The sequence below is a fragment of the Pseudomonas sp. ArH3a genome, assembly GCF_022648765.1.
GTDB lineage: Bacteria > Pseudomonadota > Gammaproteobacteria > Pseudomonadales > Pseudomonadaceae > Aquipseudomonas.
Window position 1 is genome coordinate 4,128,098 of record NZ_CP080330.1, and the last position, 26,359, is coordinate 4,154,456.

Here is a 26,359-nt window from a genome sequence, read left to right on the forward strand (position 1 = left end):
GCCAGCAGCCAAGCTGCTCTAACGCACTTTTAAAACAAGCGTATGTTTTTTCATTGACAGCTCGCAGGCATCCTCATAACCTCGCCAGACTTTCAACGTACCGGGAAAACGGACGTGGGCAGCATTTATTTGATTCGACATGGCCAGGCCTCCTTCGGTGCAGACGACTATGACGTCCTGTCGCCCGTCGGCGTGGAACAAGCGCAAGTACTCGGGCGCCACCTGGCCGACCTGGGCCTGACGTTCGACCGCTGCATCGCCGGCGACCTGCGCCGCCAGCAGCACACCGCCACGGCCGCGTTCGATCAATACAGCGCCCTGGGCCTGCCGGTGCCGCCTCTGGAAACCGACCCGGCGTTCAACGAGTTCGACGGCGAGGCCATCATCCGCGCCCTGCTCCCTGACTTGCTCGCCAGTGAACCCCACGCTGTGGAGGTGCTGCGTAATGGCGCGCAGAACCGCAGCGAGTTCCAGCGCATCTTCGCGTTGATCATCGAGCGATGGCTGGCCGGTACTTATGATCCACCGGGGCTGGAAAGCTGGTTGGGGTTTGTCGAGCGTGTACAAGGCGGCCTGCAACGAATTCTTGAAGCCGCCGACAGCTCGCACAAGATCGCCGTGTTCACCTCCGGCGGTACCATCACCGCCCTGCTCCACCTGATTACCCGGATGCCTGCCGCCCAGGCCTTCGAACTGAACTGGCAAATTGTTAACACCTCGCTCAACCAGCTGAAATTCCGCGGTCGCGAGGTGGCACTGGCTTCCTTCAACAGTCATACCCACTTGCAACTGTTGAAGGCGCCGCAGTTCATCACTTTCCGATGAATTGCGGCCAACCGTGACCCCAAGGTCACTGGACTCTACCTTAAAGGATCGAAACCATGACTGACGTAGCCAAAGCTGTAGAAGCAATGAAAGCCAAATTCAACCCAGCCGCTGCCGACGGCCTGGACCTGGTGTTCGGTTTCCGTATCGACGACACCCAGAACTTTTCGCTGGTAGTGAAGAACAACACCTGCGAACTGCTGGAAGGCGAAAACCCGGACGCCCAAGTGACCCTGGTCATGGACGGCGACACCATGAAAGGCATCGTTGACGGCTCCACCGACGGCATGCAAGCGTTCATGGGCGGCAAGCTGCGCACCGAAGGCGACATGATGCTGGCGATGAAACTGAGCGAGCTGTTCCCGGCCTGATAACGCCGCGCTCAAAAAAAATCCCGCCAATGGCGGGATTTTTCGTTCAGCCAGCCTCCCGATCAACGGGTGCCGGCGTTATCCATCTGTTCAAATGTGTCCATGTACGCGGGGTCATTACCATCGTTCTCACGAATGTAACGCGCTTCGTTCTCGTCGGTGATATCACCGGTATTGACGTCCAACCCAATCACGATCACCACCTTGTATTTACCCATCTGCAAATACATGTCGTAGAGGTCCTTGGGTTCGTCAGGCGCCACAAAGACGCTGTAGGTGTAACGCACACGTCCCGTCAATACAGGCCACTGTGACTCAAGCGTGCGGGTATCGAGGGATGAGTCGAATCTTTTGATCCCGCTTATCGCGGCCTCTACCAGCTTGTCATTGTCCTTGGCCGTGAAGACCACCGGATGCTTGCGCGTCATCGAGCGCATCGGGCTGGGATCAATGTCCGTTTCAAGACGGTACATGCCGCTGCTGAACCATTTCGTCGCATCGAAGGTGTGGTCACCTTTCTCGCAGTCGCTGCAATGCATCATCAGGGGCGCCGCAACACTTGCCTGGGCATACAGGGACGTGATGACAATACTGGTGGTCATCAGCAATGCACCCAAGAGGCTCGCATTGCGAAACCGCGCGATAACATTCGCCATTGTCTACATCCTTGTCTTAAGGGGCGGCGAATTTACCTGATTCAAACCGTTGCCGGCAGGATTTTTTTGCATGCAATTTCTGAATCGATGCAGCGCCAATGTGGGTGCTGGCAAGCCAGCGCCCACGCCCGATTGCTGGTGACCGTTAAGTTTTCGGTTGCAACAACAACGCCACCAACGCACTCCACCCCGTCTGATGCGAAGCACCCAACCCCCGCCCGGTCTCGCCATGGAAATACTCATGGAACAACACCAGAGCACGGCTGGCCGGGTCGGCCTCCAGTTGCGCATAGCCCGCCATCGACGGCCTGCAGCCATCCTCATCCCTTAAAAACAAGCGTGTCAGTCGCTGGCTCAGCCCGTCAGCAACCTCCTCCAGGGACGCCAGATAACCACTGCCTGTCGGGTACTCCACCGAAAAGTTATCCGCGTAATACCGATGAAACTCACGCAACGACTCGATCAGCATGTAGTTCACCGGCATCCACAACGGCCCACGCCAATTGGAGTTGCCGCCGTACAGGCGCGAGTCGGATTCCCCAGGCTGATAACGCGCGCACAACGTATCGCCATTCATCTTCAACGCCAGCGGCTGCTCGGCAAACGCCTTGGACAAAGAGCGCACACCAAAGGCCGACAGAAACTCATTGTCATCGAGCATGCGCCGCAACAGGTCCTTGGTGCGCTCGCCACGCAACAGCGCCAGCAACAGGCGATTGCCCTGCCCCGGCTCGTTCCAGCGCGACACCAATTTGGCCAGGTCCGGCCGGTGGTGCATGAACCCCAGCAAGCGTTCACGCAAGCCTTGCAAGCCCTCATGCTCGCGTTGCTCCAACACCAGCACGGCGAACAGCGGCATCAGGCCAACAATGGAGCGCAGCCGTACCGGCTCGTTCTGGCCGTCGGGGCGGTGCAGTACGTCGTAGAAGAACAGGTCCTGCTCATCCCACAGCCCTTCGGCGCTGTCGTCGACGCGGTTAATGGCACCGGCGATATACAGGAAGTGCTCGAAAAACTTCACCGCAATGTCGACATACACCACGTTGCGCTTGGCCAGCTCCAACCCGATTCGCATCAGGTCCAGCGCATAGGCCGCGACCCACGCCGTGCCGTCGGCCTGATCCAGCTGGTAGCCCGGCGGCAAGGTGGCCGAGCGGTCGAACAAGGCAATGTTGTCCAGACCGAGGAAGCCGCCCTGGAACAGGTTGCGGCCTTCGGCATCCTTGCGGTTGACCCACCAGGAAAAATTCAACAGCAGCTTATGGAAAATCCGCTCGAGGAAATCCATGTCGCCGACGCCGGTCAGCGCCTTATCCTGCTGATACACCCGCCAACTGGCCCAGGCATGCACCGGCGGGTTGGCGTCGTCGAAACGCCACTCATACGCCGGCAACTGGCCGTTGGGGTGCATGAAACGGTCCTTCACCAGCAGCAGCAACTGCTGCTTGGCATACCCAGGATCGATCAGCGCAATCGCCACTGCCTGGAAGCCTTGGTCCCAGGAGGCGTACCACGGGTATTCCCAAGTGTCGGGCATGGAGAGGATGTCGAAGTTGGACAGGTGCCGCCAATGGGTATTGCGGATATGCAGGCGCTCAGGCGGCGGCGCGGGCTGAGCCGGGTCGCCGTCGAGCCATTGGTTCACGTCGAAGTAGTAGAGCTGCTTGGACCACAGCAACCCGGCCAGGGCCTGGCGCTGCACATTGCGCGCGTCTGCATCGCTAATGCCGTGCTGCAAGGCCGCGTAGAAGTCATCGGCCTCTTGGCGGCGCTGTTCGATCAGCTTGCGCGCATTGACCTGGGGCGCGTCCGTGGGCGCAAACCGCAGGTACAGGGTTTTGCTTTCCAGGCCTGCCAGCTCGAGGATGAAACGCGCGGCGACCTTGGTGCCGGCGTCCCGGCGAATCGCCGATTGCACGCCGCCTACCACGTAATCATTGATGCCGTCCTTGAACGGCCCAGGCGCCGGTTGCCCGCCCAGCGTGGGAAAGTTGCTCTCGTTTTCGCAGAACAACCATTCCACGCCGTCCTGGCCCCAGGCGCTAAGGTGGCGATCGGAAAGTTCATGATGCTGGGCCAGCACGTGCTCGCCGTCCAGGCGCAACTGCGGCTTGGGCGCATCGAAGGTCCAGCTCCAGTCATTGCGGGCCCACAGTTGGGGCAGCACCTGCAAACGCGTCGGCTGGTCCGAGCGGTTATGCACGGTGACCTTCATGAAAATATCATCGGGCTGATGCTTGGCGTATTCGACGCTGACATCGCAGTAGCGGTTGTCTTCAAACACGCCAGTGTCGAGGATCTCGTACTCGGCATCCTCAAGCCCGCGGCGCGCGTTCTCGGTGGTCAGGTCGGCGTAGGGAAAAGCCGCATGCGGGTATTTGTAGAGCATGCGCATGTAGGCATGGCTCGGTACGCCATCGACGAAAAAGTACAGTTCCTTGACGTCTTCACCGTGGTTGCCCTCGGCGTTGTTCAGGCCGAACAGGCGCTCCTTGATGATCGCGTCGCGCTCGTTCCACAGCGCCAGGCCCAGGCACCAGCGTTGCGCTTTGTCGCTGAAACCGGCCAAGCCGTCCTCGCCCCAACGGTAGGCGCGGCTGCGTGCATGTTCATGGGGGAAGTAGGCCCAGGCATCGCCGTCTGCGCTGTAGTCTTCGCGCACCGTGCCCCACTGGCGTTCACTCAAGTACGGGCCCCACTCACGCCAACGCTCAGCCTCTTGCGTTGCCAGGCGTTGGCCTTCAATCGTTTCAAGGATGTTGGTTACGGGCGTGGCCGTCATTGGGTCCTCCATCACTGACAAAGTGAGGGGCAGTGTAGAACCCATCCGTGCTGCGATGCACATGAAGTCTCATCCAGTCGCGCAAAAAAAGAGGCCGCTGATGAGGCGGCCTCCGCTTTTTCGACTGTGTAAAAGCACGCGCTTTCTTAGAAGATCGCGTAGGTATAGTTGAAGATCAGGCGCGTTTGATCCTGATCCGCAGTACCTGTGTTGTGACCGTGATACGTACCAGTGCGGAAGGTGGTGCCAAAGCCTTTGAGCGGGCCGGCCTGCACGACGTAATCCAGGCGCAAGTCGGTTTCGTTTTCTTTCTGATCAGGGCCACCGGCCACCTTGGACTTGATGTCCGTACCGTCCAGGTAAGCCACGGACGCTTTCAGGCCGGGTACATAGGCCTTGAAGTCATACGTGTACTGACCAAAGTTGACTTGCTCACCCGCACGGGAGAACTGGCCAACCACGGCGTCGGTGAACAGGTAGAAGTCGCTGCCGCCGGCGCCTTGTTGTTGCGGGTCGGCGAGGCTGCCCTGGTTAACCCATACGAAGCCGCCATCGTCGCTTACGCCGATGTGGCCGAGCATCAGGCTGCTGCCGCCCAACTGGTAGGTGAACGCGGCGCTGTAGGTTTTGTTATCCACTTCGCCGGCGTGCTTGGCGTAGCCACCGTTGTTGTTGAACGCATAGCCGCTCTCGCCATTCTTGCCGTCGCTGGTGCTGTCGAAGTAGCGCAGGTCAGTCTTGAACGACTGGTCATTGCCCAGCGGCAATACGTGGACCAGGCCGAAATAGTTCTGTTTGTAGAAGTCCTGCAGGTTGGCGTAGTAGTACTGCAACGTCAGGTTTTTCGCGATGGCGTTGTCGGACGAGCCGAACGGTTTGTAGTCCACACCACCGAACTTGAAGCTGTCGCTGTCACGCGTACCACCGGCCACACTCAAGCCCGTGGAGTTGCTCGAAGCACGGCCTTCGGCCTTGTTCAGCTCACCGCCGGTGAAGGTCACGTTAGGAATGTCGCTGGAGGTGAGGATGCCGCCGTCAAAGGTCTGCGGCGCAACACGGCTGTCGTTGGAGACCAGGATCGGCAGCACCGGGGCCAAACCGCCACCCACGTGCAACTCAGTCTGGGAAATCCGGAACTTCACGTTACCCGCCGCGCGGCCGAAGCTGTCGGCAGGCTCGGTGCCGTTGTTTTTGGTCGGGAAGAAGCTGTTGCCGTTCCCCGCCAGGCCTGGGCCAGCGGCGTGGCCGTCGCCACCATCAAGACGCAAGGCGCCGAACGCCATCACGTCGAAACCGACGCCAAGGGTGCCTTGGGTGTAGCCGGATTTGTAGTCGAAACGCAGCAAGGTCGCGGCTTCGCGCAGATCGTTGTTGGTCCCCGAGCGGTTATCTGCGCTGTAGTACATGGTCCGCGAACTGACCGCCGCATGGCTGTCTTCAACAAAGCCACTGTGACCTGTGCCCGTGCCCAGTGAGCCGAGCCCAAAATCATCCGCGCAGGCTTGTTGTGCGAGCAATGCGGCGGTGATGGATAACGCCAGTGTAGAAGTTTTCATGTGTGACGGCCCCTAAACATTTTTTTATGTACGTTGTGTGCAAAACGGCGTTTTCATCCCTACAAACGTGACGATTGTTTCATGAGGACCGGGGCGCACCTCGTGAAGAATTTGTTAGGAAAGGGGCTGCGAAAATGAAATTTTACCGTTGCTGTTTTTTGTCATATTCACGTCATCTCATTCATTTGCAGAATGAAGTCCAGAGGAATCTTCGTTTGCAAGCCGCCCCCAAGCTCAACAAAATCAGAGGCAGGCCACGCTCATCACAATAGCCATCAGGAATTTTTCTATGCCAACCACCGCACATGTCAGCCCCGACGAGATCCGCAAAGGCTTCTCCAAGGCCATGTCCGACATGTACCGAGATGAAGTCCCGCTGTATGGGGCGTTGATGGCGCTGGTGGCCGAGACCAATACCCAGGTGCTGGCCAGTGATTCGAGCTTGGCCCGGCAGCTGCGCCGCACCGGCGAAATCGAGCGCCTGGACAAGGAGCGCCACGGCGCCATCCGCCTGGGCACTGCCTTTGAGCTGGCAACCATCGGCCGCCTGTTTGCGGTGATGGGCATGCAACCGGTGGGCTACTACGACCTGACCCCGGCGGGCGTGCCCGTGCATTCCACCGCCTTTCGCGCCGTGCATGAACGCTCGCTGCAGATCAGCCCGTTCCGCGTATTTACCTCGTTGCTGCGCCTGGAACTGATCGAAAACCTCGAACTGCGCGCCTTCGCCGAAAGCGCGCTGGCTAAGCGCAAGATCTTCACCCCAGGCGCCTTGGCGTTGATCGAACAAGCCGAACGCGACGGCGGCCTCAACGCCCCTGATGCCGAAGCGTTCATCCGCCAGGCCCTGGAAACCTTCCGCTGGCACCACACCGCCACCGTCACCGGCCAGCAGTACCAGCAGTTGAGCGACCAGCACCGCCTGATCGCCGACGTGGTGGCCTTCAAGGGCCCGCACATCAACCACCTGACCCCGCGCACGCTGGACATCGACAAGGTGCAGGCCGCGATGCCCGGCAAAGGCATCACCCCCAAGGCCGTGATCGAAGGCCCGCCGCGCCGCCACTGCCCGATCCTGCTGCGCCAGACCAGCTTCAAGGCCCTCGACGAGCCCATCGCCTTCACCGACGCCCAAGGCAGCCACAGCGCGCGCTTCGGCGAAATTGAACAACGCGGTGTCGCGTTGACGCCCAAGGGCCGCGCCCTGTACGACCAACTGCTGAACGCCGCGCGCGATGAACTGGGGGCTTTTCCCAGTGAGGCCAACGCCGCACGTTATGTGCACTTGATGGAGCAACACTTCGCGGCCTTCCCCGACAACCACACGCAGATGCGCGAACAGGGCCTGGCGTACTTTCGCTATTTCGCCACCGAGCAAGGCCTGGCGGCACACGGCCAAGCCGATCAGCCGAAAACCTTGGAGGCGCTGATTGCTGCCGGCCACGTCGACGTGGAACCGTTGGTGTATGAGGATTTTCTGCCGGTGAGTGCGGCGGGGATCTTTCAGTCGAACCTTGGGGATGCGGCGCAAAGTCACTACGCGGCGAGTTCGAACCAGGCCGAATTCGAGAAGGCGCTGGGCCGCAAGACGATTGATGAGTTGAAGCTGTATGGCGAGACGCAGCAACGCTCTATAGATGAATGCACCCAAGCGCTACTGGCATGAAATGAGAGTGTCCGCCCGGCTCACCAGCGCAATCCTTGCGCCACAACAGTCCCCAGAGCCGGGTGGACGGGGCGCATCATAAACACGCAAAAGCGCGCTGTCCCTCAGGCAATTCTGAACAAATATGTCCGCGCCCCTGTAGGAGCGCGGGCGTTGATTTAGCCCAAGTGCTGCACAATCTCGTCTTTAACCAGCAAGCGCTTCTCCTTCAACTTGCGCAGTTCCTCATCGCTGCCAGCTGCTTTTTCAGCAGTCACCACCAAGTCATCGACGGTTTTGTATTTATCAAACAGCGCATTCAGATGGGGATTTTTTGCCCGGCGCTCGTCGACAGTTTCTTTACTCAAACCCAGGTCCTGCAACAGGTCGTGTTTCACTGGCATGGAGTACCTCCGCACGTTGATCAATGGCCTACGCTCTTGAAGCTAGCCCATTCCAAGGGGTCTTGTCATGTCTTGAGTCAATGCATCCCCGTTCGTCGCAAGGTGGGCGATGGGATCAAACCTTTGCCGCACCCTGCCCTCCACTGTAGATCGCCACCTGAGGGAGAACGGTTTTATGACTCACGCTGCCACTGCTGTCGACACCCAATGCATCAACACTATTCGCACCCTGGCCATGGATGCCGTGCAGAAGGCCAATTCCGGCCACCCGGGCACGCCCATGGGCTTGGCGCCGGTGGGCTACACGTTGTGGAGCCGGTTCCTGCGTTATCACCCCGAGCACCCCGACTGGCCTAACCGTGACCGCTTTGTGTTGTCGGTGGGGCATGCCTCCATGCTGCTCTACTCGCTGCTGCACTTGGCCGGCGTGGTGGAGATTGACGCCCACGGCAAACGCTCCGGCCAACCGGCGATCAGCCTGGACGATATCAAGCAATTCCGGCAGATGGGCTCCAAAACCCCAGGCCATCCCGAGTACCGCATGACCACCGGCGTTGAAACCACCACCGGCCCGCTGGGCCAGGGCTGCGCCAACAGTGTCGGTATGGCCATGGCCGAGCGTTGGCTGGGCCAGCGCTTTAACCGCGACGACAAGGTGCTGTTCGACTACAACGTCTACACCCTGTGCGGTGACGGCGACATGATGGAAGGCATCAGCAGCGAAGCGGCGTCGATGGCCGGGCACTTGAAGCTGGATAACCTGTGCTGGATCTACGACAACAACACCATCAGCATCGAGGGCCACACCGAGCTGGCGTTCAGTGAGGATGTGATCAAGCGTTTCCAGGCCTACGGCTGGCACACCTTGCACGTTACCGACGCGAATGACTTGCAGGCCTTGAGCACGGCGCTGGAGACCTTCAAAGCGAATACCGGCGCGCCGACCCTGATTGTGGTCGACAGCGTGATCGGCTATGGCTCGCCGCACAAACACAACACCGCCGCCGCCCATGGTGAGCCGTTGGGCGCGGACGAAATCCGCCTAACCAAGGCCGCCTACGGCTGGCCCGAAGACTCCAATTTCCTGGTGCCCGACGAAGCCCGCAGCGTTTTGCGTGACGCCCTGCTGGAGCGCAGCAAGCCGTTGTATGAAGAGTGGAATGCGCGGTTGTCACAGCTGGAACAGTACGAACCGGAACTGGCGGATGAACTGCGCCGCATGCGCGCAGGCGAAATGCCCGAGCAGTGCCAAAATGAGCTGCCCAGCTTCGACACCGACGCCAAGGGCGTGGCCAGCCGTGCCGCCGGTGGCGAGGTATTGAATGCCTTTGCCCAGCACATCCCCTGGCTGCTCGGCGGTTCGGCGGACTTGTCGCCTTCAACCAAGACCAACCTCACCTTTGACGGTGCCGGGCGTTTCAGTGCTGACGACTACAGCGGTCGCAACCTGCACTTCGGCATCCGCGAGCACGCCATGGGCGCGATTGCCAATGGCATGGCGCTGTCCTACCTGCGGCCGTACACCTCGACGTTCTTGGTGTTCAGCGACTACATGAAACCGCCGATCCGCCTGGCGGCGATCATGGAGTTGCCGGTGGTGTTCGTGTTTACCCATGACTCGATTGGCGTGGGTGAAGATGGGCCGACGCATCAGCCTATCGAGCATCTGACGCAACTGCGTGCAACGCCGGGGTTGCTGACCTTACGGCCAGGCGATGCCAACGAAACCCTGGAGTTGTGGAAGGTCGCCCTGGCGCAAACTCATCGGCCGAGTTGTGTGGTGTTGTCGCGTCAGGCATTGCCGACGTTGGACCGTACCCAATATGCGGCGGCGTCTGGCGCGGCCAAGGGCGCTTATGTGTTGGCGGGTGCTGACAAGCCGAAGGTTCTGCTGTTGGCGACGGGCAGTGAAGTCAGCCTGGCGGTGGCGGCGTATGAGCAGTTGAAAGGCCAAGGGATCTCGGCACAAGTGGTGTCGATGCCGAGCTGGGAGCTGTTTGAAGAACAGGACCAGGCTTACCGCGACAGCGTGTTACCGCCGGCGGTGAAAGCGCGCGTGGTGGTGGAACAGGCCGGGCCATTGGGTTGGGACCGGTATGTCGGGCAGACCGGCGCCAAGGTGGTGATGAACAGCTTTGGCGCGTCGGCGCCGTTGGCCAAGTTGCAGGAGAAATTTGGGTTTACGGTGGAGAATGTGGTGAAGCTGGCTAAAGAGCAGATTCAACTGACTCAACACTGATCAAAGACTGTGGGAGCTGGCTTGCCTGCGATGGCGGGCTGTCAGTCGATACTGCTTTGACCGATGTATCAGTCATCGCAGCATAGATATTTACGCAACTCTTTAAGTTGAGCTTAGCCTGTGAGGGGTTAGGTGGATTGAGTACATATCCGTTGCTGCGGTAACGGCTGCTATTGGTTCCGCTCTTACAGCGGGTCACTTTTGGAAAAGAGCCCCAAAAGTAACCAAAAGGGCTCTTGCCCCACCACTCGGTGCCTCGCCTAGGCTCGGCATGCCCTCACTCCGGCTTGAATCCGTGGGCCGCCGCCATGGGCCATCCTTGGCCCATCGCGGCTAACCCGGCGTCCTGCCGGGTTACCCACGGATTCAAGCCTGCGTTCGGCCATCGTGGTTAACGGGGCGCCTCAGATCAAGATCAAGATCAAAAGCAAGAGCACGGCGGCCTAGTAGCCGACCTGAGTGGTTGAAGCAAAAGCAGGGCAGAAGCAGAGCACCACATTCTCTGTCTGATGTACCGAGATCCAACTGTGGGAGCGGGCTTGCTCGCTCCCACACTTTTGACCGAACTCGGCTGCCAGCACCGCAGTGCTCTGCTTTTCTGTGGGAGCTGGCTTGCCTGCGATGCAGGCACCTCGGTGTATCAGGCATAACCAGTTGATGCCATCGCAGGCAAGCCAGCTCCCACATTTGATTGAGTTCAGTTTCAAATATCAGGTCGGCTGTCAGGCCGCCTCGGCTTTGCTTTTGATCTAACCACTCAGGTCGGCTACTAGGCCGCCGTGCTCTTGCTTTTGATCTTGATCTTAGGCGCCCCGTTAAACCACGCTGGCCGAACGCAGGCTTTGGAGCGGGGGTAAACCGGCAGGACGCCGGTTTAGCCGCGATGGGCCAAGGATGGCCCATGGCGGCGGCCCCCGCTCCAAAGCCGGAGTGAGGGCACACCGAGCCTAAGCGAGGTGCCGAGTGGTGGGGCAAGAGCGTTTTGCTTACTTTTGCGCTTTTCAAAAGTGAGCCGCTGTAAGAGCGGAACCCATATCAGCCATCACCCAAATAACGGATATGTACCCAGCGCCCCCCAAAACAACCACACAATTCAATTCGAAAAAAAGATGTGAAGATACCAGGCAAGCCCGCCCCCACATTTCGACCTCATAGCTAGTTAAATCAGCTCTCGGCTCAGAAACGGCGCAGTACGGCTAACCTTGCTTTTCGCCACCTTCTGCGGCGTGCCACTGACAACCACCTTCCCGCCCAAATCCCCCGCCCCCGGGCCGATATCAATCACCCAGTCACTCTGCGCCACCACGCGCATTTCATGCTCCACAACCACCACCGTATGCCCGGCGTCCACCAGATGATTCAGCTGCCTGAGCAAGCGGTCCACATCCCGTGGGTGCAGCCCGGTCGTCGGCTCATCCAGCACGTACAAGGTGGCGCCCCGTGCATTGCGTTGCAGTTCGGTCGCGAGCTTGATGCGCTGCGCCTCACCGCCGGACAGTTCCGTCGCCGGCTGGCCCAAACGCAAATAACCCAGGCCGATATCGCGCAGCACCTGCAGCGAACGCAACACCCCCGGCTGTTCGGCAAACACCTCCACCGCCTGTTCCACCGTCAGCGCCAGCACCTGGGCGATGCTCAAGCCCTGCCATTTGATCGCCAGGGTGTCCGGGTTATAACGCGCACCGTGGCACGTCGGGCACGGCGCATACACGCTCGGCATAAACAGCAACTCGACGCTGACAAACCCTTCACCCTCGCAATTCGGGCAGCGGCCCTTGGCGACGTTGAAGGAGAACTGCCCAGCATCGTAGTGGCGCTTCTTCGCAGCCGGTGTGGCGGCGAACAGTTTGCGCACGTTGTCGAACAGCCCGGTGTAGGTTGCCAGGTTAGAGCGCGGGGTGCGGCCGATGGGTTTCTGGTCTACCTGCACCAGACGGCGGATGTGCTCCAGCCCGGCACTGATACGCCCACCGCTGGTTTGTGGGGTGGCGTCTTCCAGGCTGGGTTCTTCGTCGTTTTCCACAACGCGGCCCAGGCCAATGCCCACCAGTTCCAGCAACGCCTGGCTGACCAGGCTGGATTTGCCCGAGCCGGAAATCCCGGTCACTGCCGTGAAGCAGCCCAGCGGGAAATCCACGTTCAGGTCATTGAGGTTATTGCGTGTCACGCCTTTGAGCTTCAACCAGCCGGAAGGCTCACGACGCGCCTGACTCGAAGGGCGCTGCTCGGTAAACAGATACTCGCGCGTCTGCGATGCCTCGACATCCGCCAAGCCCGCTGGCGGGCCGCTGTAGAGCACTTGCCCACCGTGCTCGCCGGCCGCCGGCCCCACATCGATCAGCCAGTCGGCGCGGCGCATGGTTTCCAGGTCATGCTCCACCACGAACAACGAATTGCCCGCCGCTTTCAGACGCTCAAGCGCGGTGAACAACGCTTCGCCATCCGCCGGGTGCAGGCCCGCCGACGGCTCATCCAGCACATAGATCACGCCGAATAACTGCGAGCCCAATTGCGTGGCCAGCCGCAGGCGCTGCAACTCGCCGGAGGACAAGGTCGGTGTGCTGCGCTCCAAAGACAGATAACCCAGGCCCAATTCAGTCAAGGTGCTGACCCGCTCCAGCAAATCCTGAGCGATACGCTGCGCGGCCAGGCGCTTTTCCACCGACAGTTTCATTTTGTCCTGCCCCGCCGCGACCGGGCGCAGCAACTCGGCCAGTTGCGACAATGACAGCTGCGACAACTCACCAATATCCACCCCGGCGAACTTCACCGACAGCGCCGCCTGGGTCAGCCGTTTGCCCTCGCACACCGGGCAGGCACTGCCTTGCATGAACTGCGACACGCGCTTTTTCATCAGCGCACTTTGGGTGTGGGTGAAGGTGTGCAGGATGTAGCGCCGCGCGCCACTGAAAGTGCCTTGGTAGCTCGGCTCGAGCTTGCGCTTGAGTGCGTCGCGAGTCTGTTCAGGGGTGAAGCCTGCGTACACCGGCACGGTGGGGGTTTCTTCGGTGAACAGGATCCAGTCGCGCTGCTTTTTCGGCAGCTCGCGCCATGGGATATCCACGTCGTAACCCAGGGTCACGAGGATGTCGCGCAGGTTTTGCCCCTGCCACGCCAACGGCCAAGACGCCACCGCGCGTTGACGGATGGTCAAGGACGGGTCGGGCACCATCAGCGCCTCGGTCACTTCGTACACCCGGCCCAGCCCATGGCATTGCGGGCACGCGCCTTGGGGCAGGTTCGGTGAAAAGTCCTCGGCGTACAGCATCGCCTGCCCCTGCGGATAGCTGCCGGCGCGGGAGTACAGCATGCGGATCAGGCTCGACAAGGTGGTAACGCTGCCCACCGAAGAGCGCGCACTCGGCGTGCCGCGCTGCTGTTGCAGGGCCACAGCCGGTGGCAGGCCTTCGATGGAGTCCACGTCCGGCACGCCGACCTGATCGATCAGGCGTCGCGCATAGGGCGCTACCGATTCGAAATAACGCCGCTGGGCCTCGGCATACACCGTGGAAAACGCCAAGGATGATTTGCCGGAGCCCGAGACGCCGGTGAACACCACCAGGGCATCCCGGGGAATGTCCACATCGACGTTACGCAGGTTGTGTTCGCGGGCGCCGCGCACCCGGACAAAACCTGGGCGCTGGGCAGTGATGGGAGGGATGTTGCGCTGTGAAGTCATGGGCAACCTTGTCTGGCGGTGAGCACGCTGCGCACCCGTTGCGTCAAGGCTTCGGGGCTGTAGGGCTTGCTCAGCAGGTGAATGTCGGGGCTCAGCAGGTGATTGCTGGAGAGAATGTCGCGGGTATGCCCGGAGGTGAACAGCACCGCCACCGGCGGCACCTGGGCGCGGGCCCAGTCAGCCAGGTCGGTACTTTTTATCCGGCCGGGCATCACCACATCGGTAAAAATCAGGTCCGGTTGTACGCCGCCCAGCAACGTTTGCATCGCGCGGTCGCCGTCTTCGGCGGTGAGCACGGTGTAGCCCGACTGTTCGAGCAAATCCACTACCGTCACGCGTACGTCAGCATTGTCCTCGACCACCAGGATCGTCTCCTGGCCACCCGTATGCAGCACAGGGTCAACCTCGGTGTCGTGGCTTTCCTCGCCGAGGCTGCGCGGGAAATACATCTGCACCACCGTGCCCCTGCCCTCCTCGCTCCACACCTCCACATGCCCGCCGCTTTGGCGCACAAAACCAAATACCATGCTCAGGCCCAGGCCAGTGCCGTGGCCCTCACGTTTGGTGGTAAAAAAAGGCTCGAACACCCGCGCCAGGATCGCCGCCGACATGCCCCTGCCGATATCCGTGACGGCCAGGCGCACGTACTCGCCCGGCAGGAGGCTCTTACCTGCACAGTCGTCGGGGTTGAGGAGGATGTTTTCGCCGGTAATGCGGATCACGCCCTCGCCTTGCATGGCATCGCGGGCATTGATCGCCAGGTTGAGCAGCGCGTTTTCCAACTGGTTGCGGTCGACGTTGATGCACCAGGAATCCTGGGGCAGTTGCACATCGATATGGATGGTTTCGCCCAACGCACGCTGCAGCAGTTCGACCAACCCGGCATAAATGCGCTGAGGGTTATAGACCGCCGGCGACAGCGGTTGACGGCGGGCAAAGGCCAGCAGTTGCGAAGACAGTTTGGCGCCGCGCTCCACCGCCGCGATGGCGGCCGTGACACGCCGCTGCACCTGGGCGTTTTCCGGTTCATGCCGGGCCAGCAGGTGCAGGTTGCCAGCGATCACTTGCAGCAGGTTGTTGAAGTCGTGGGCCACGCCGCCGGTGAGGCCCCCAATCGCTTCAAGCTTCTGCGATTGGCGCAGTTGCGCTTCGGCGGCGGAACGCGCCTGCACTTCGGCAGCCACGCGTTGCTCCAGGTTATGGGTCAATTCCTGGCGCAGGCGCTCGGAGTTCACGTGCGCGGTGGTCTCCACCACAATCGCCAGCACCCCGGCCGGTTGCTGGTTATCGCCGGCGATGGGGCTGTAGTAAAGGTCCATCCACACATCTTCGGGCTTGCCGTTGCGCAGCAGCACCAGTTCTTTGTTGTTGAACGACAACGTGCCGCCCGCCAGGCAAGTGTCCAGCACATAGCGGTTGAACTCGGCCACTTCAGGCCAGCCCTGCTCCACGGGCGTACCGAGCAAATACGGGTGCCGCCCGCCGGCAAGCACCGAATAGCTGTCGTTGTAGATCATGTGCCCCGCCGGGCCCCAGAGCATCACCATCGGTATGGGCGAGGCCAGCATCATCTGCACGTTGCAGGCCAGGCTGGTGCTCCAGCTGTCGATCGCGCCCAGGTCAGTGCTCGACCAATCGAAGGCACGAATACGCCGGGCCATTTCACCAGACCAGCCTTCACAGCCGTAGGGGTTAGATAAAAATTGCATCGGTTGGCTCTGTGCAAAGAGAGGGCAGTCGCAAGTTTTGGAGCACGCCAGCAGCAGATGGTTTCACTGGGTATACGTTAGGGGGTAATGCCGGCAAAAACCACTGGCCTCAGTGAAAATCTCGGCTGCGCACATGAATGCCTTCCAACAGCGGCGTCAGGTCGCTCAGGCGCCCGGCAATCAGGTGCCGCACCTCGCCTACAGCTTCCCAGCGCCCGTCGACTTTCAACAGTCGTGAACCGATTAATGCCTGGCGCTGACGCTCGGCCAGGTGGCGCCAGACCACCACATTGAGGTTGCCGAATTCATCCTCCAGCGTGACAAAGGTCACCCCGCTGGCGGTGCCCGGGCGCTGTCGACCGGTGACCAACCCCGCGACGCTGACATTGCGCCCATGCTCCACCGTCATCAGCTCCTGGGAACTGCGGCAGCGGCGCTTACGCAACTCAGCACGCAACAACACCAACGGATGCGGGCCGAGGGTGGTACCCACCGTGGCATAGTCGGCGTGCAGGTCCTCGCCGACCGTAGGGGCAGGCAGTTCCACCAGCGCTTCATCGGGGCTGGGCAGGCCAGCAAACAGCCCCAGCTGCTTATGCACGCCCGCCACCTCCCAGCGCGCCTTGTGCCGGTTGCCAGCCAGGGCCCGCAAGGCGCCCGAGTCCGCCAGCAACGCCTGGGCGCGGGCATCCAGCCCGGCGCGCTCGTCGAGGTCGGCAATGTCGCTGAACGCCCGGCGCTGGCGGGCCGCTTCGATGCGCCGGCCATCCTCCTCGCGAAACCCCGAGATCATGCGCAACCCCATACGAATCGCCGGTTGCTGGCCGTCGATGGGTTCCAGGCTGCAATCCCAGTCACTGGCCAGCACATCCACCGGGCGAATCTGCAAGCGATGACGCCGCGCATCCTGCAGGATCTGGTCCGGGCTGTAGAAGCCCATCGGCCAGCTGTTGATCAGTGCACAGGCGAAGGCCGCCGGTTCATGGCATTTGAGCCAGCAACTGGCGTACGTCAGCAAGGCGAAACTGGCCGCGTGGGACTCGGGGAAACCATAGCTGCCAAAGCCTTTGATCTGCTCGAAAATCTGCGCGGCAAATTCCTCGCTGTAACCGTTTTTGAGCATGCCGGTGCGCAGGCGCGCCTGATGCGGTTCCAGCCCGCCGTGGCGTTTCCAGGCCGCCATAGAGCGGCGCAACTGGTCGGCCTCACCGGGGCCATAATCGGCGGCAACCATGGCGATCTGCATGACCTGCTCCTGGAACAGCGGCACGCCCAAAGTGCGCTTTAACACGGCCTCAAGCTGCGGCGACGGATAGGTGGTGGGCTCTTCCTTGTTCCGCCGCCGCAGGTACGGATGCACCATGCCGCCCTGGATCGGCCCGGGCCGCACGATAGCGACCTCAATCACCAGGTCATAGAAAGTTTGCGGCTTGAGCCTGGGCAGCATCGACATCTGCGCCCGCGACTCGATCTGGAACACACCGATGGTGTCGGCCTTGCTGATCATCGCGTAGGTGGCGGGGTCTTCCTTGGGGATGCTCGCCAAGGCCAAGTCCAAGTTGCGGTGGCGGCGCAGTAAATCGAAGCAGCGGCGGATCGCGCTGAGCATGCCTAACGCGAGGATATCCACCTTGAGCAGGCCGACGGCATCGAGGTCGTCCTTGTCCCACTGGATGATGGTGCGCTCGGCCATGGCGGCGTTTTCCACCGGCACCAGGGTGTCCAACGGGTATTCGGAAATCACAAAACCGCCGGGGTGCTGGGACAGGTGCCGGGGGAAGCCGATCAATTGCTGGGTGAGCGTGAGCACGCGGCGCAGGATCGGGCTTTGCGGGTCGAAGCCGCCTTCGCGCAGGCGCTCCAAGGGCGGTGCGTCTTCACTCCAGCGCCCGCAGCATTCAGCCAAGGCGTTGATCTGGTCCGGCGGCAAGCCGAGGGCCTTGGCCACATCGCGCACCGCGCCAGCCGCGTGGTAGCTGCTGACCACCGCCGTCAACGCTGCTCGGGTGCGGCCGTAGCGCTGGAACACGTACTGCAGCACTTCTTCGCGGCGTTCGTGTTCGAAGTCGACGTCGATATCCGGCGGCTCGTTGCGCTCCTTGGACAGGAAGCGCTCGAACAGCATGTTCATCAGGCTCGGGTTGATCTCGGTGATGCCCAAGGCAAAACACACCGCCGAGTTGGCCGCCGAACCCCGGCCCTGGCACAGGATCGAGCGGCTGCGGGCGAAGCGCACGATGTCATGCACGGTGAGGAAATAGCTCTCGTAGCCCAGCTCGCTGATCAGCTCCAGCTCATGGTTGATCTGCTGCAAGGTCTTGGCGTCGACACCCTGGGGCCAGCGCTGGGCGATGCCCTCTTCGGTGAGCTGGCGCAGCCAGGATTTCGCATCCTGGCCTGCGGGTACCAGCTCGCGCGGGTAGTGGTAACGCAACTGGCTCAAGTCGAAGGTGCAGCGCCGCGCGATAGCCAGGGTTTCGTCGAGCAAGGCTTGCGGGTACAGCGCGGCCAAGGCGTCGAGGCTGCGCAGATGCCGCTCGCCATTGGGGTGCAGGCGCGTGCCGGCGTCGGCCACCGTGACGTGATGGCGGATCGCGGTCATGGTGTCTTGCAGGGCACGGCGGCCACGCGCATGCATGTGCACATCGCCGCAGGCCACCGCCGGAATATGCAGGCTGGCGGCCAGGGCCAGGCGCTGCACCAGATGGCGCGCATCGTCCTGGCCGCAATGCAGGTGCACCGCCAGCCACAGCCGTTCGGCGAAGGTGCGGCGCAGCCATTGGATCGAGGCTTGGGTGTCGCTGTCTTCGGCGACCCACAATGCCAGCAACCCCGGCAGTGGCTGGTCGAAGTCTTCCTGTAGCAGGCGATAGCGGCCTTTTTCGGCGCGGCGTCGGGCCAGGGTGATCAGGCGGCACAGGTGTTGGTAGCCGCTGAGGTCCTGCACCAGCAGCACCAGTTTCGGGCCGTTCTCGATGCGCACCTCGCTGCCGATAATCAGCGGCAAGTCCACCGCCTTCGCCGCCTGCCAGGCGCGCACGATGCCCGATAAAGTGCATTCATCGGTGATCGCCAAGGCGCTATAACCCTGGCGCTTGGCGCGCTCGAACAGCTCCAGCGCACTCGACGCGCCGCGTTGGAAGCTGAAATTGGACAGGCAATGCAGCTCGGCGTAGCTCATGCAAACCAGCCTTGCAGCCACAGCCCATCGCTTTGCCCCACGGTGCGATAGGCCCAGCCTTGCTGCCCGGCGCGGGTCTGGATCAGGTAATAGTCGCGGCGAATATCGGCGCCATCCCACCAGCCGGACTCGATGCGTTCCGGGCCCATCAAAATCTGTACGCCCTGCTCGGCCAGCAAGGTCGGTTCGTGCAGCAGCCAACCGGGGCGTTGCACCTTGCTCAAGCTTTGGCACGCGCGGTTATCGGCGGCGGCTTGCCAGGCGCATTCGGGGCGGTGGTCGGCATGAAAACGCAAGCCTTGCACCGCTTCATCGCCAAGACGTGCGCGCAGGCGTTCGCGCAGTTGCTCCCAGGGCAAAGTCTGTTGCGGGCGGTCGTCGAACAAGTCCTGGCGCTGCGGCACGAACACCGGCAGGTCCTGGGCCACCAGGCGAAAGCCGCGTACCGGCGAGGTGACTTGCACCTGTTCCAGGCGGCCACGGGCCAGTTCGAAGAGCATCGCCGGTTCACGCTCGGCGCTGAGCAGGCCGACCTTGATCACGCTGTCGGGCGCCTGGGCGTGTTCCAAGTGCAGGTCGAAACGCTGCACGCCACTGTCGCGCCCGCAAAGGAAGGCAGACAGATCACCGGTCAGGCGGCGCAAGGGAAACAGCAGCGCCTGGTGGGATTGCACGTCGAAATTCAACTCGATGCGCACATCGAACTGGTCCGGCGGCTGATAGAACGCCAGTGGCAGCGGCCGCTGCCCGGTCAGTGCATCCAAGTGCTTGAGCAAGCTGGCGTCAAAACGCCGCGCCAGGGTATGCCGGGGCAACGCCTGCACCTGGGCCAGCGTGCGCAGGCCCATGCGCGACAAGGCGGTGGCGGCCTGCGGGTCAAGGCCGGCGCGATCAATCGGCAGTGGCGCCAGGGCTTGGTGCAACGCGTGCTCATCGGCCACGGCCAGGCCATCGTAACTATTCGCCAGCACCCGCGCCGATGCCGGGTTGGGTGCGGCAACGATACGGTGGCGAAACCCCAGCTCGGTCAGCTCCTGGCGCAACCGCGCCTCGAACTGCGGCCACGGCCCGAACAGGCCCAGGCTCGACTCGATCTCGAACAACAAGGCGCGCGGGTAATACACGCTGACCTGGGAACTGAAACGGTAGGCCCAGGCCGCGAGAAACTGCTGCCAGCGCTCGATCTCTGCGGGGTCGTATTCGGCGCTGGCGAAGGTCTTGGCCAGGGCATGCGCGGCGGTCAGCGATTGCCCGGGGCGCAAACCCAAGGCGCGCGCGGCGTCATTGACGGTTTGCAGCACGCGGCGCTGCGGCGTGCCGGCCAGCAGCGCCAGCGGTTGCTCGGGCTCGGGATGCACACGCTGCACCCCGTCCAGCGCCAATTGCGGGAAGACAATACACACCCAGCGCATGGCAACCTCAGTGCCCCGCCAGCGCAATCGGCGCCGGATGGGCCAACCCGCCGCGGCACTTGAGCACCCGCACTTGCGCAGGTTTTGCCTCAACGGCCAGGCGCAAGGCGGCGGGCGATGCATTGACCGCCTCCTGTAAAGAGCGCCAGGCAAACGCCAGGGTCTGCCCGGTTTCGGCCGCCACCTGCAAGCGGCGCAGGGCACGGTCATCGGCCTTGCGCGGCCAGCACAACACCGCGCCGCAGCTGCCGGAACGCAGGCATTGCTCTACCGCCCACAAGGCATCGCGCTCCTCGGCCTGGATCACCGAGAGCTGACGCAAATCCACCCCGGCGTTCTGCCAGGCGTGCGGGTACGGCGTGTAAGGTGGCGCGACCAGCACGATGCGCTCGCCAGCCTTTGATAAGCGCGCCAGGGTCGGCAACACCAATTGCAATTCGCCGACCCCTTCCTTGGCCATCAGGATTTCGCTCAGGGCCGCCTCCGGCCAGCCGCCGCTGGGCAGCACCGCATCCAGCGCCGCAAGCCCGGTGGGGTGCACGCTGGCCGGTGGCGCGGCAGGCCGGCCCTTCCAGACTCGGCCGCCATTGAACAGCGAGTCCAGGGCAACGACGGCGCCCATCAGCCTTGCCTCACCAGGCCGCAGAACACCCCTTCGATGGCCAGGTCCTGATCGGGCCCGACCACGATGGGTTGATACGCGGGGTTACGCGGCAGCAGGCGCACATGCTCGCCGTGGCGTTCGAAGCGTTTGATGGTGACTTCGCCGTCCAGGCGCGCCACCACGATCTGGCCGTTCAAGGCTTCGGCGCTGCGGCGTACACCGACCAGGTCGCCGTCGAGGATGCCGTCTTCGATCATTGAATCGCCCTGGACCCGCAGCAGGTAGTCCGGGGTTTTCGCGAAGGTGGCGGGGTCGAGTTGCAGGCGGTTGTGCACTTCGGCGTCGGCGCCGATGGGCAAGCCGGCGGCGACGCGGCCGAGCACGGGCACGTCCAGCCATTCGGGACGAGCCGGCTGGTTAAGCAGGCGAATGCCACGGGCCTGGTTGGGGTTGACCTCGATGAAGCCGGCTTCGGTGAGCGCCACCACGTGCTTGCGGGCGACGCTGCGCGAGGCGAAGCCGAACGCCTCGGCGATCTCGGCGAGGCTGGGGGGTTGGCCTTGTTGCGCGATACGGTCGCGAATGAAGGTCAGGATGGCGGTGCGGCGGGGGGTCAGGGTTGTCATGGAGTACATTTGTACTCTTGTGGGAAATTCCTGACAATAGCCGGTAGTCGGACGGGGGTTTGATCGAGTACATATCCGTTATTTGGGTAACGGCTGATATGGGTTCCGCCCTTACGGCGGGTCACTTTTGGAAAAGAGCCCGGAATGCCGGCCCAGCCAAAAGTGACCCGCTGCAAGAGCGAAACCATACGAAGCCGTTACCGCCGCAACGGATATGTACTCAGTCCAAATCACTCGCATCATGCCGCTCACGCAACTGCTCCGCAGGCTCCCCAGAAACCCGATTCACCCGCCGCCCCCGCTGCACCGCCGGCCTCGCCTCAATCGCCTCAGCCCAGCGCAGCACATGTTTATATTCATGCACCGACAGAAACTCCGCCGACGCCCCATACAAACGGCCTTTGACCAACCCACCATACCAAGGCCAAATCGCAATATCGGCAATGGTGTACTCGTCCCCGGCAATATACTCACTCACCGCCAAACGCTGATCCAGCACATCCAGCTGACGCTTGGTCTCCATGGCAAACCGATTGATCGCGTACTCCATCTTGCTCGGCGCATACGCATAAAAATGCCCAAACCCACCGCCCAGATACGGCGCGCTGCCCATCTGCCAGAACAACCACGACAAACACTCCGCACGCGCCGCAGGTTCGGTGGGGAAGAACGCCCCAAACTTCTGCGCCAGGTACTGCAAAATCGCACCCGACTCAAACACCCGAATCGGCGTATCACCACTGCGATCCAGCAATGCCGGGATCTTCGAGTTCGGGTTCACCGCAACAAAGCCGCTGCCGAACTGATCACCGTCACCGATCTTGATCAACCATGCATCGTATTCCGCGCCGGCATGCCCCAGGGCCAACAGCTCTTCCAGCAGAATCGTGACCTTCTGCCCATTGGGCGTGGCCAGGGAATACAGTTGCAGTGGGTGCTTGCCGACCGGCAGTGCCTGCTCATGCGTGGCACCGGCGATAGGCCGGTTGATGCTGGCAAAGGTGCCGCCGCTTTCGCTGTCCCAGGTCCAGACTTTCGGAGGTACGTACTCGGTCATGCTGACTTCTCCTTGGTTTAAATAGGGTTCGACGCAGCCAATTGAGCCACGTTCCACCCGTCACCCAGCGCTTTGATCAGCGCCTACATTAGCGCTCAATGGCTGAGTTTGCAGGTGTAATTCGCTGCAGCGCCGCCAATTGGGCAGTCACCACATCCAGGTAAGCCACGGCGCGCTGGCGATAACGCGAGGTCGAACGGTCTTCGGCATAGTGCGCCGCAGCGCAGGAAGATAGCTTGCTCACACCGTTGGCAGACGCCACCATTCGCAGCCCCAACTGGGCCCTCTTGACCCATCGCGACAGTGAGCATGATCCGCTCGCGCGCCGCTTTACCGAGTGGCTGCTGACCCATTTACAGGCAGAATCAACATGAGCGACCGCCTCGAAGACATCCTCGCCGACCACCTGCACGTGGTGTTCTGCGGCATCAACCCGGGCAAAGGCTCCGCCGCGCTCGGCCAGCACTTTGCCAATCGCAGCAATCGCTTCTGGCGCACGTTGCATTTGGCTGGTTTTACGCCCCATGAGATTCGCCCGCAGGATGGCACCACACTGTTGCAGTATCACTGCGGGCTAACCACGCTGGTGGAGCGGCCGACGGCCAGCGCGGGGGAATTGGCGCGGCATGAATTCAAGGAGGCGGCGACGGCGTTTGAACAGAAAATCCACCGCTGCCAGCCGCGCGTCATCGCGTTTCTCGGCAAAGTCGGCTATAGCGCGTTGTCCGGCCAACAGCAGATTGAGTGGGGGCCGCAAGCGCAGTTATTCGGTGGCGCGTCGGTATGGGTGCTGCCCAACCCCAGCGGGCGCAACCTGGCGTTCAGCCTGGACCAACTCGTGCAGGCCTATCAACAACTGCGCGAGGCTATTGCGCAGGCCGCCGCCGTGCCCTTAATCTCGTGAGACCACCCCCCTGAGAGCAATGGAGGCTTCATGAAACTGGTCGGCATGCTGGACTCGCCTTACGTGCGTCGCGTGGCAATTTCCCTGGAGCTGTACGGCGTGGACTTTGTGCACGAGCCTCTCTCGGTATTCAGCACCTACGCCGAGTTCTCCAAGATCAACCCGGTGGTCAAGGCGCCCACGCTGGTGCTGGATGATGGAACGGTGCTGATGGATTCCAGCCTGATCCTGGATTACTTCGACACCCTGGCGCCGCCCGACAAGAAACTTCTGCCACACACCGCCGACACCCGCGCCAAGCACCTGCAAGTGCTCGGGCTGGCCCTGGCGGCCTGTGAGAAAACCGTACAGATCGTCTACGAACACCACCTGCGCCCCGCGGAGAAACTGCACGAGCCGTGGCTCGAGCGGGTGACCGAGCAGTTGTTGGCCGCTTATTCACTGCTGGAAAAACACCTGGCCCAGGCTACCGGCGAACACCTGAACCAGGCCGCGCTGACGGCGGCCGTGACCTGGTCGTTCACCCAACTCAAGCTGCCGACGGCGCTCAAGGCTGATGCGTTTCCCAACCTGCAACGCCACGCCAGCCAACTGGAACAACATCCGGCCTTCAGGAAGTACCCCATCGAATAACCGGCTTACACCCAACCGCCATCCACAATAAAGTTCTGCGCCGAACACATCGCCGACACGTCGGAGGCAAGAAACAACGCCATGTTGGCGATGTGTTCCGGCAGCACACTGCCCGGCAGGCACTGGCTGCGGCTGATCAACTCCCTGGCCGCATCGTCTACCCACATCGCCAGCTGTTTTTCCGTCATGACCCAGCCCGGCACCAAGGTGTTGACCCGGATGCGGCTGGGGCCCAGTTCCCGCGCCAGCGCCCGGGTCATGCCGTGGGCTGCGGCTTTGCTGGCGGCGTACACCGGGTAGCCGGCGGACGCCATCATCCAGCCGACCGAGCCCAGGTTGATGATCGCCCCGCCACCGGCGGCCTTCATCATCGGCACCAGCGCCTTGGCGGCAAAAAAGGCGTGCTTGAGGTTGACCGCGATCAGCCGGTCGAACATGTCCGAATCGACTTCTTCCAGGGTGTGACGCACGTCGTTGGCCGCATTGTTGACCAGCACGGTGATCGGCCCCAGCGATTGCTCAAAGCGTGCTATCGCCGCCTTGTAGGCGATCTCATCGGTGATGTCGCACCACACGAACTCCACGGTGTGCCCCTGGTCACTCAACAGCGCCGCCAGCCGCTCGCCCTGGCTTTGCGCGCGGTCCACGAAGGCCACCTTGGCGCCCTGCGCGGCAAAGGCGCGCACCATGAATTCGCCAATGCCTGAGGCACCTCCAGAAATCAATACGGTCTTACCCTTGAGGTCAGGATAAACGGCCTGTTCAGTACTCATATAACGATTGCCTCGATCAATTAGTCTTATTTTATTTTGCGAAACTGGCGTTAAAGGCTATAAATTCGCTGTCAACTCGACGAAATATCGCACATTAGTAGAACTATTCCACTCAAAACAACAAAAGGAAGTTCGACCATGAAGCACCCTAGACATCTGCTTTCAGGCCTCGCCTTGTCCATGTTGATCGCCAGTGGCAGCGCCCAGGCGGCCGGGCTGAGCAGTGAACACAAGCCTTTCGGCAAAACCAATGACGGCACCGCCGTCGAGCAATACATCTTGCGCAACAGCCATGGCATGCAAGCCACGGTGATCACTTACGGCGGTGTGTTGCAGTCGCTGAAAGTGCCGGACAAAAACGGCAAGGTCGATGACGTGGTACTCGGCTTCGATGACGTGCAGGGCTATCAGGGCGGCACCGCATTTTTTGGCGCGACCATTGGCCGTTTCGGCAATCGGCTGGCCGGCGGTGCCTTCGAACTCGACGGCAAACGCTACCAGGTGCCGCTCAACGATGGCCCCAACTCGCTGCATGGCGGCGCCCAGGGTTTTGACAAACACGTGTGGCAAGCCGAACCAGTCAAGGGCAAGGATTCGGTCGGCGTGAAGCTGAGCTACCTGTCCAAGGACGGCGAAATGGGCTTCCCGGGCAACTTGAAAACCGAGGTCACCTACAGCCTCAACGATAACAACGAACTGCACATCGACTACAAGGCCACCACCGACAAACCCACGGTGCTGAACCTCACCAACCACAGCTACTTCAACCTTGCCGGCGCGGGCAATGGCGACATCCTCAAGCAAGTGGCGACCTTGCACGCCAGCCACTACACGCCAGTGAACGCCACCTTGATTCCGACGGGCGAACTGGCGCCGGTCAAAGGCACGCCGATGGACTTCCTCACACCGACGCCTATCGGCCAGCGCATCAAGGACGAGCATCCACAGCTCAAATTCGCCGAGCCGAAACAAGGTGGGTTTGACTTCAACTGGGCACTGGACACCCAAGGCAACATCAAGCAACTCGCCGCCGAGGTGCACGACCCCGCGTCCGGCCGACGTTTGCAGCTCTACACCACCGAGCCTGGCGTGCAGTTCTATACCAGCAACTTCCTGGATGGCACGGTGAAGGGCAAAGCCGGCAAGGCGTATGCGCACTGGAGCGCGTTTACCCTGGAGACCCAGCACTTTCCGGATGCGCCGAACCAGCCCACATTCGCCTCGACCCGGTTGAACCCGGGGCAGACTTATAGCCAGAACACCGTGTTCAAATTCTCCGCTGATTAAACTGTGGGCGCAGGCA

Annotated in this window: 20 protein-coding genes and 1 pseudogene; 8 read left to right on the forward strand and 13 right to left on the reverse strand. The window is 61.7% G+C overall.

The features are described 5' to 3' along the window. The first annotated feature begins 114 nt into the window (after positions 1-114). Positions 115-825: a histidine phosphatase family protein gene (locus K0P33_RS18790; protein ID WP_242150442.1), complete on the forward strand. Its 711-nt coding sequence runs from the start codon at positions 115-117 to the stop codon at positions 823-825. Between the two features lie 56 nt (positions 826-881). Further along, the gene (locus K0P33_RS18795; RefSeq protein ID WP_048730219.1) at positions 882-1,196 is read left to right on the forward strand and encodes an SCP2 sterol-binding domain-containing protein; all 315 of its coding nucleotides are present in this window, start codon (positions 882-884) and stop codon (positions 1,194-1,196) included. 62 nt (positions 1,197-1,258) lie between these two features. On the opposite strand, the gene K0P33_RS18800 is transcribed toward K0P33_RS18795, so the two are convergent. The 3 genes from K0P33_RS18800 to K0P33_RS18810 all read right to left on the reverse strand — a co-directional run bounded on the left by K0P33_RS18800 (position 1,259) and on the right by K0P33_RS18810 (position 6,190). Then, positions 1,259-1,852, reverse strand: a complete 594-nt coding sequence (locus K0P33_RS18800; protein WP_242150444.1) for a hypothetical protein — start codon at positions 1,850-1,852, stop codon at positions 1,259-1,261. A gap of 145 nt (positions 1,853-1,997) precedes the next feature. Further along, positions 1,998-4,634 (reverse strand): glucosidase, encoded by a 2,637-nt coding sequence (locus tag K0P33_RS18805; RefSeq protein ID WP_242150447.1) that lies wholly within the window; start codon positions 4,632-4,634, stop codon positions 1,998-2,000. 146 nt (positions 4,635-4,780) lie between these two features. Beyond that, positions 4,781-6,190: an OprD family outer membrane porin gene (locus K0P33_RS18810; protein WP_242150450.1), complete on the reverse strand. Its 1,410-nt coding sequence runs from the start codon at positions 6,188-6,190 to the stop codon at positions 4,781-4,783. Positions 6,191-6,479: 289 nt separating this feature from the next. On the opposite strand from K0P33_RS18810, the gene K0P33_RS18815 reads away from it, so the two are divergent. Then, positions 6,480-7,856 (forward strand): VOC family protein, encoded by a 1,377-nt coding sequence (locus K0P33_RS18815; RefSeq protein ID WP_242150453.1) that lies wholly within the window; start codon positions 6,480-6,482, stop codon positions 7,854-7,856. Positions 7,857-8,014: 158 nt separating this feature from the next. Here the strand turns inward: K0P33_RS18815 and K0P33_RS18820 are convergent, their stop codons facing one another. Next, positions 8,015-8,239: a DUF465 domain-containing protein gene (locus tag K0P33_RS18820; RefSeq protein ID WP_094951656.1), complete on the reverse strand. Its 225-nt coding sequence runs from the start codon at positions 8,237-8,239 to the stop codon at positions 8,015-8,017. 175 nt (positions 8,240-8,414) lie between these two features. On the opposite strand from K0P33_RS18820, the gene tkt reads away from it, so the two are divergent. Beyond that, positions 8,415-10,478, forward strand: coding sequence for a transketolase (gene tkt / locus K0P33_RS18825; RefSeq protein ID WP_242150456.1), 2,064 nt, complete (start codon positions 8,415-8,417; stop codon positions 10,476-10,478). Positions 10,479-11,637: 1,159 nt separating this feature from the next. On the opposite strand, the gene uvrA is transcribed toward tkt, so the two are convergent. From uvrA to K0P33_RS18865, 8 genes are all read right to left on the reverse strand, one after another. Continuing rightward, on the reverse strand, positions 11,638-14,157 hold the full coding sequence (uvrA, locus tag K0P33_RS18830) for an excinuclease ABC subunit UvrA (protein WP_242150459.1): 2,520 nt from the start codon (positions 14,155-14,157) through the stop codon (positions 11,638-11,640). Continuing rightward, positions 14,154-15,866, reverse strand: a complete 1,713-nt coding sequence (locus K0P33_RS18835) for an ATP-binding protein (RefSeq protein ID WP_242150462.1) — start codon at positions 15,864-15,866, stop codon at positions 14,154-14,156. Before K0P33_RS18835 ends, uvrA begins: the two co-directional genes overlap by 4 nt. A gap of 109 nt (positions 15,867-15,975) precedes the next feature. Next, positions 15,976-19,068, reverse strand: coding sequence for an error-prone DNA polymerase (locus K0P33_RS18840; RefSeq protein ID WP_242150465.1), 3,093 nt, complete (start codon positions 19,066-19,068; stop codon positions 15,976-15,978). Beyond that, on the reverse strand, positions 19,044-20,459 hold the full coding sequence (locus K0P33_RS18845; RefSeq protein WP_242150468.1) for a DNA polymerase Y family protein: 1,416 nt from the start codon (positions 20,457-20,459) through the stop codon (positions 19,044-19,046). The genes K0P33_RS18840 and K0P33_RS18845 overlap by 25 nt, the downstream gene beginning before the upstream one ends. A gap of 7 nt (positions 20,460-20,466) precedes the next feature. Further along, positions 20,467-21,081: a translesion DNA synthesis-associated protein ImuA gene (gene imuA, locus K0P33_RS18850; RefSeq protein ID WP_094952636.1), complete on the reverse strand. Its 615-nt coding sequence runs from the start codon at positions 21,079-21,081 to the stop codon at positions 20,467-20,469. Then, positions 21,081-21,698 carry a transcriptional repressor LexA gene (gene lexA, locus K0P33_RS18855; RefSeq protein WP_094952635.1) on the reverse strand — a complete coding sequence of 206 codons (618 nt, stop codon included), beginning with the start codon at positions 21,696-21,698 and terminating at the stop codon, positions 21,081-21,083. Before lexA ends, imuA begins: the two co-directional genes overlap by 1 nt. Positions 21,699-21,909: 211 nt before the next feature. Beyond that, positions 21,910-22,746: a glutathione-dependent disulfide-bond oxidoreductase gene (gene yghU, locus K0P33_RS18860; RefSeq protein ID WP_094952634.1), complete on the reverse strand. Its 837-nt coding sequence runs from the start codon at positions 22,744-22,746 to the stop codon at positions 21,910-21,912. Positions 22,747-22,834: 88 nt separating this feature from the next. Beyond that, positions 22,835-22,990, reverse strand: coding sequence for a hypothetical protein (locus tag K0P33_RS18865; protein WP_242150471.1), 156 nt, complete (start codon positions 22,988-22,990; stop codon positions 22,835-22,837). Here K0P33_RS18865 and K0P33_RS18870 point away from each other — a divergent pair. From K0P33_RS18870 to K0P33_RS18880, 3 genes and pseudogenes are all read left to right on the forward strand, one after another. Then, positions 22,968-23,120 (forward strand): annotated as a pseudogene (locus K0P33_RS18870) (LysR family transcriptional regulator); the annotation flags it as partial. The gene K0P33_RS18865 and the pseudogene K0P33_RS18870 overlap by 23 nt on opposite strands. Then, positions 23,117-23,650 (forward strand): G/U mismatch-specific DNA glycosylase, encoded by a 534-nt coding sequence (gene mug / locus K0P33_RS18875; RefSeq protein WP_094952633.1) that lies wholly within the window; start codon positions 23,117-23,119, stop codon positions 23,648-23,650. The pseudogene K0P33_RS18870 and the gene mug, both read left to right, overlap by 4 nt. A gap of 30 nt (positions 23,651-23,680) precedes the next feature. Next, positions 23,681-24,283 (forward strand): glutathione S-transferase, encoded by a 603-nt coding sequence (locus K0P33_RS18880; protein WP_094952632.1) that lies wholly within the window; start codon positions 23,681-23,683, stop codon positions 24,281-24,283. Between the two features lie 5 nt (positions 24,284-24,288). On the opposite strand, the gene K0P33_RS18885 is transcribed toward K0P33_RS18880, so the two are convergent. Then, a complete protein-coding gene (locus K0P33_RS18885) occupies positions 24,289-25,056 on the reverse strand; it encodes an SDR family oxidoreductase (RefSeq protein WP_094952631.1) in 768 nt (255 codons plus the stop codon). 138 nt (positions 25,057-25,194) lie between these two features. On the opposite strand from K0P33_RS18885, the gene K0P33_RS18890 reads away from it, so the two are divergent. Beyond that, positions 25,195-26,343 (forward strand): aldose epimerase family protein, encoded by a 1,149-nt coding sequence (locus tag K0P33_RS18890; RefSeq protein ID WP_094952630.1) that lies wholly within the window; start codon positions 25,195-25,197, stop codon positions 26,341-26,343. Positions 26,344-26,359 lie beyond the last annotated feature (16 nt).

Bases quoted from the DNA above. Each gene is read 5' to 3' on its own strand.
- K0P33_RS18795 (WP_048730219.1), top strand. From the start codon at position 882: ATGACTGACGTAGCCAAAGCTGTAGAAGCAATGAAAGCCAAATTCAAC.
- K0P33_RS18885 (WP_094952631.1), bottom strand. From the start codon at position 25,056: ATGAGTACTGAACAGGCCGTTTATCCTGACCTCAAGGGTAAGACCGTA.
- mug (WP_094952633.1), top strand. From the start codon at position 23,117: ATGAGCGACCGCCTCGAAGACATCCTCGCCGACCACCTGCACGTGGTG.
- K0P33_RS18800 (WP_242150444.1), bottom strand. From the start codon at position 1,852: ATGGCGAATGTTATCGCGCGGTTTCGCAATGCGAGCCTCTTGGGTGCA.
- K0P33_RS18845 (WP_242150468.1), bottom strand. From the start codon at position 20,459: ATGCGCTGGGTGTGTATTGTCTTCCCGCAATTGGCGCTGGACGGGGTG.
- yghU (WP_094952634.1), bottom strand. From the start codon at position 22,746: ATGACCGAGTACGTACCTCCGAAAGTCTGGACCTGGGACAGCGAAAGC.
- K0P33_RS18835 (WP_242150462.1), bottom strand. From the start codon at position 15,866: ATGCAATTTTTATCTAACCCCTACGGCTGTGAAGGCTGGTCTGGTGAA.
- uvrA (WP_242150459.1), bottom strand. From the start codon at position 14,157: ATGACTTCACAGCGCAACATCCCTCCCATCACTGCCCAGCGCCCAGGT.
- K0P33_RS18890 (WP_094952630.1), top strand. From the start codon at position 25,195: ATGAAGCACCCTAGACATCTGCTTTCAGGCCTCGCCTTGTCCATGTTG.
- K0P33_RS18815 (WP_242150453.1), top strand. From the start codon at position 6,480: ATGCCAACCACCGCACATGTCAGCCCCGACGAGATCCGCAAAGGCTTC.
- K0P33_RS18880 (WP_094952632.1), top strand. From the start codon at position 23,681: ATGAAACTGGTCGGCATGCTGGACTCGCCTTACGTGCGTCGCGTGGCA.
- K0P33_RS18820 (WP_094951656.1), bottom strand. From the start codon at position 8,239: ATGCCAGTGAAACACGACCTGTTGCAGGACCTGGGTTTGAGTAAAGAA.
- K0P33_RS18810 (WP_242150450.1), bottom strand. From the start codon at position 6,190: ATGAAAACTTCTACACTGGCGTTATCCATCACCGCCGCATTGCTCGCA.
- lexA (WP_094952635.1), bottom strand. From the start codon at position 21,698: ATGTACTCCATGACAACCCTGACCCCCCGCCGCACCGCCATCCTGACC.
- K0P33_RS18805 (WP_242150447.1), bottom strand. From the start codon at position 4,634: ATGACGGCCACGCCCGTAACCAACATCCTTGAAACGATTGAAGGCCAA.
- imuA (WP_094952636.1), bottom strand. From the start codon at position 21,081: ATGGGCGCCGTCGTTGCCCTGGACTCGCTGTTCAATGGCGGCCGAGTC.
- tkt (WP_242150456.1), top strand. From the start codon at position 8,415: ATGACTCACGCTGCCACTGCTGTCGACACCCAATGCATCAACACTATT.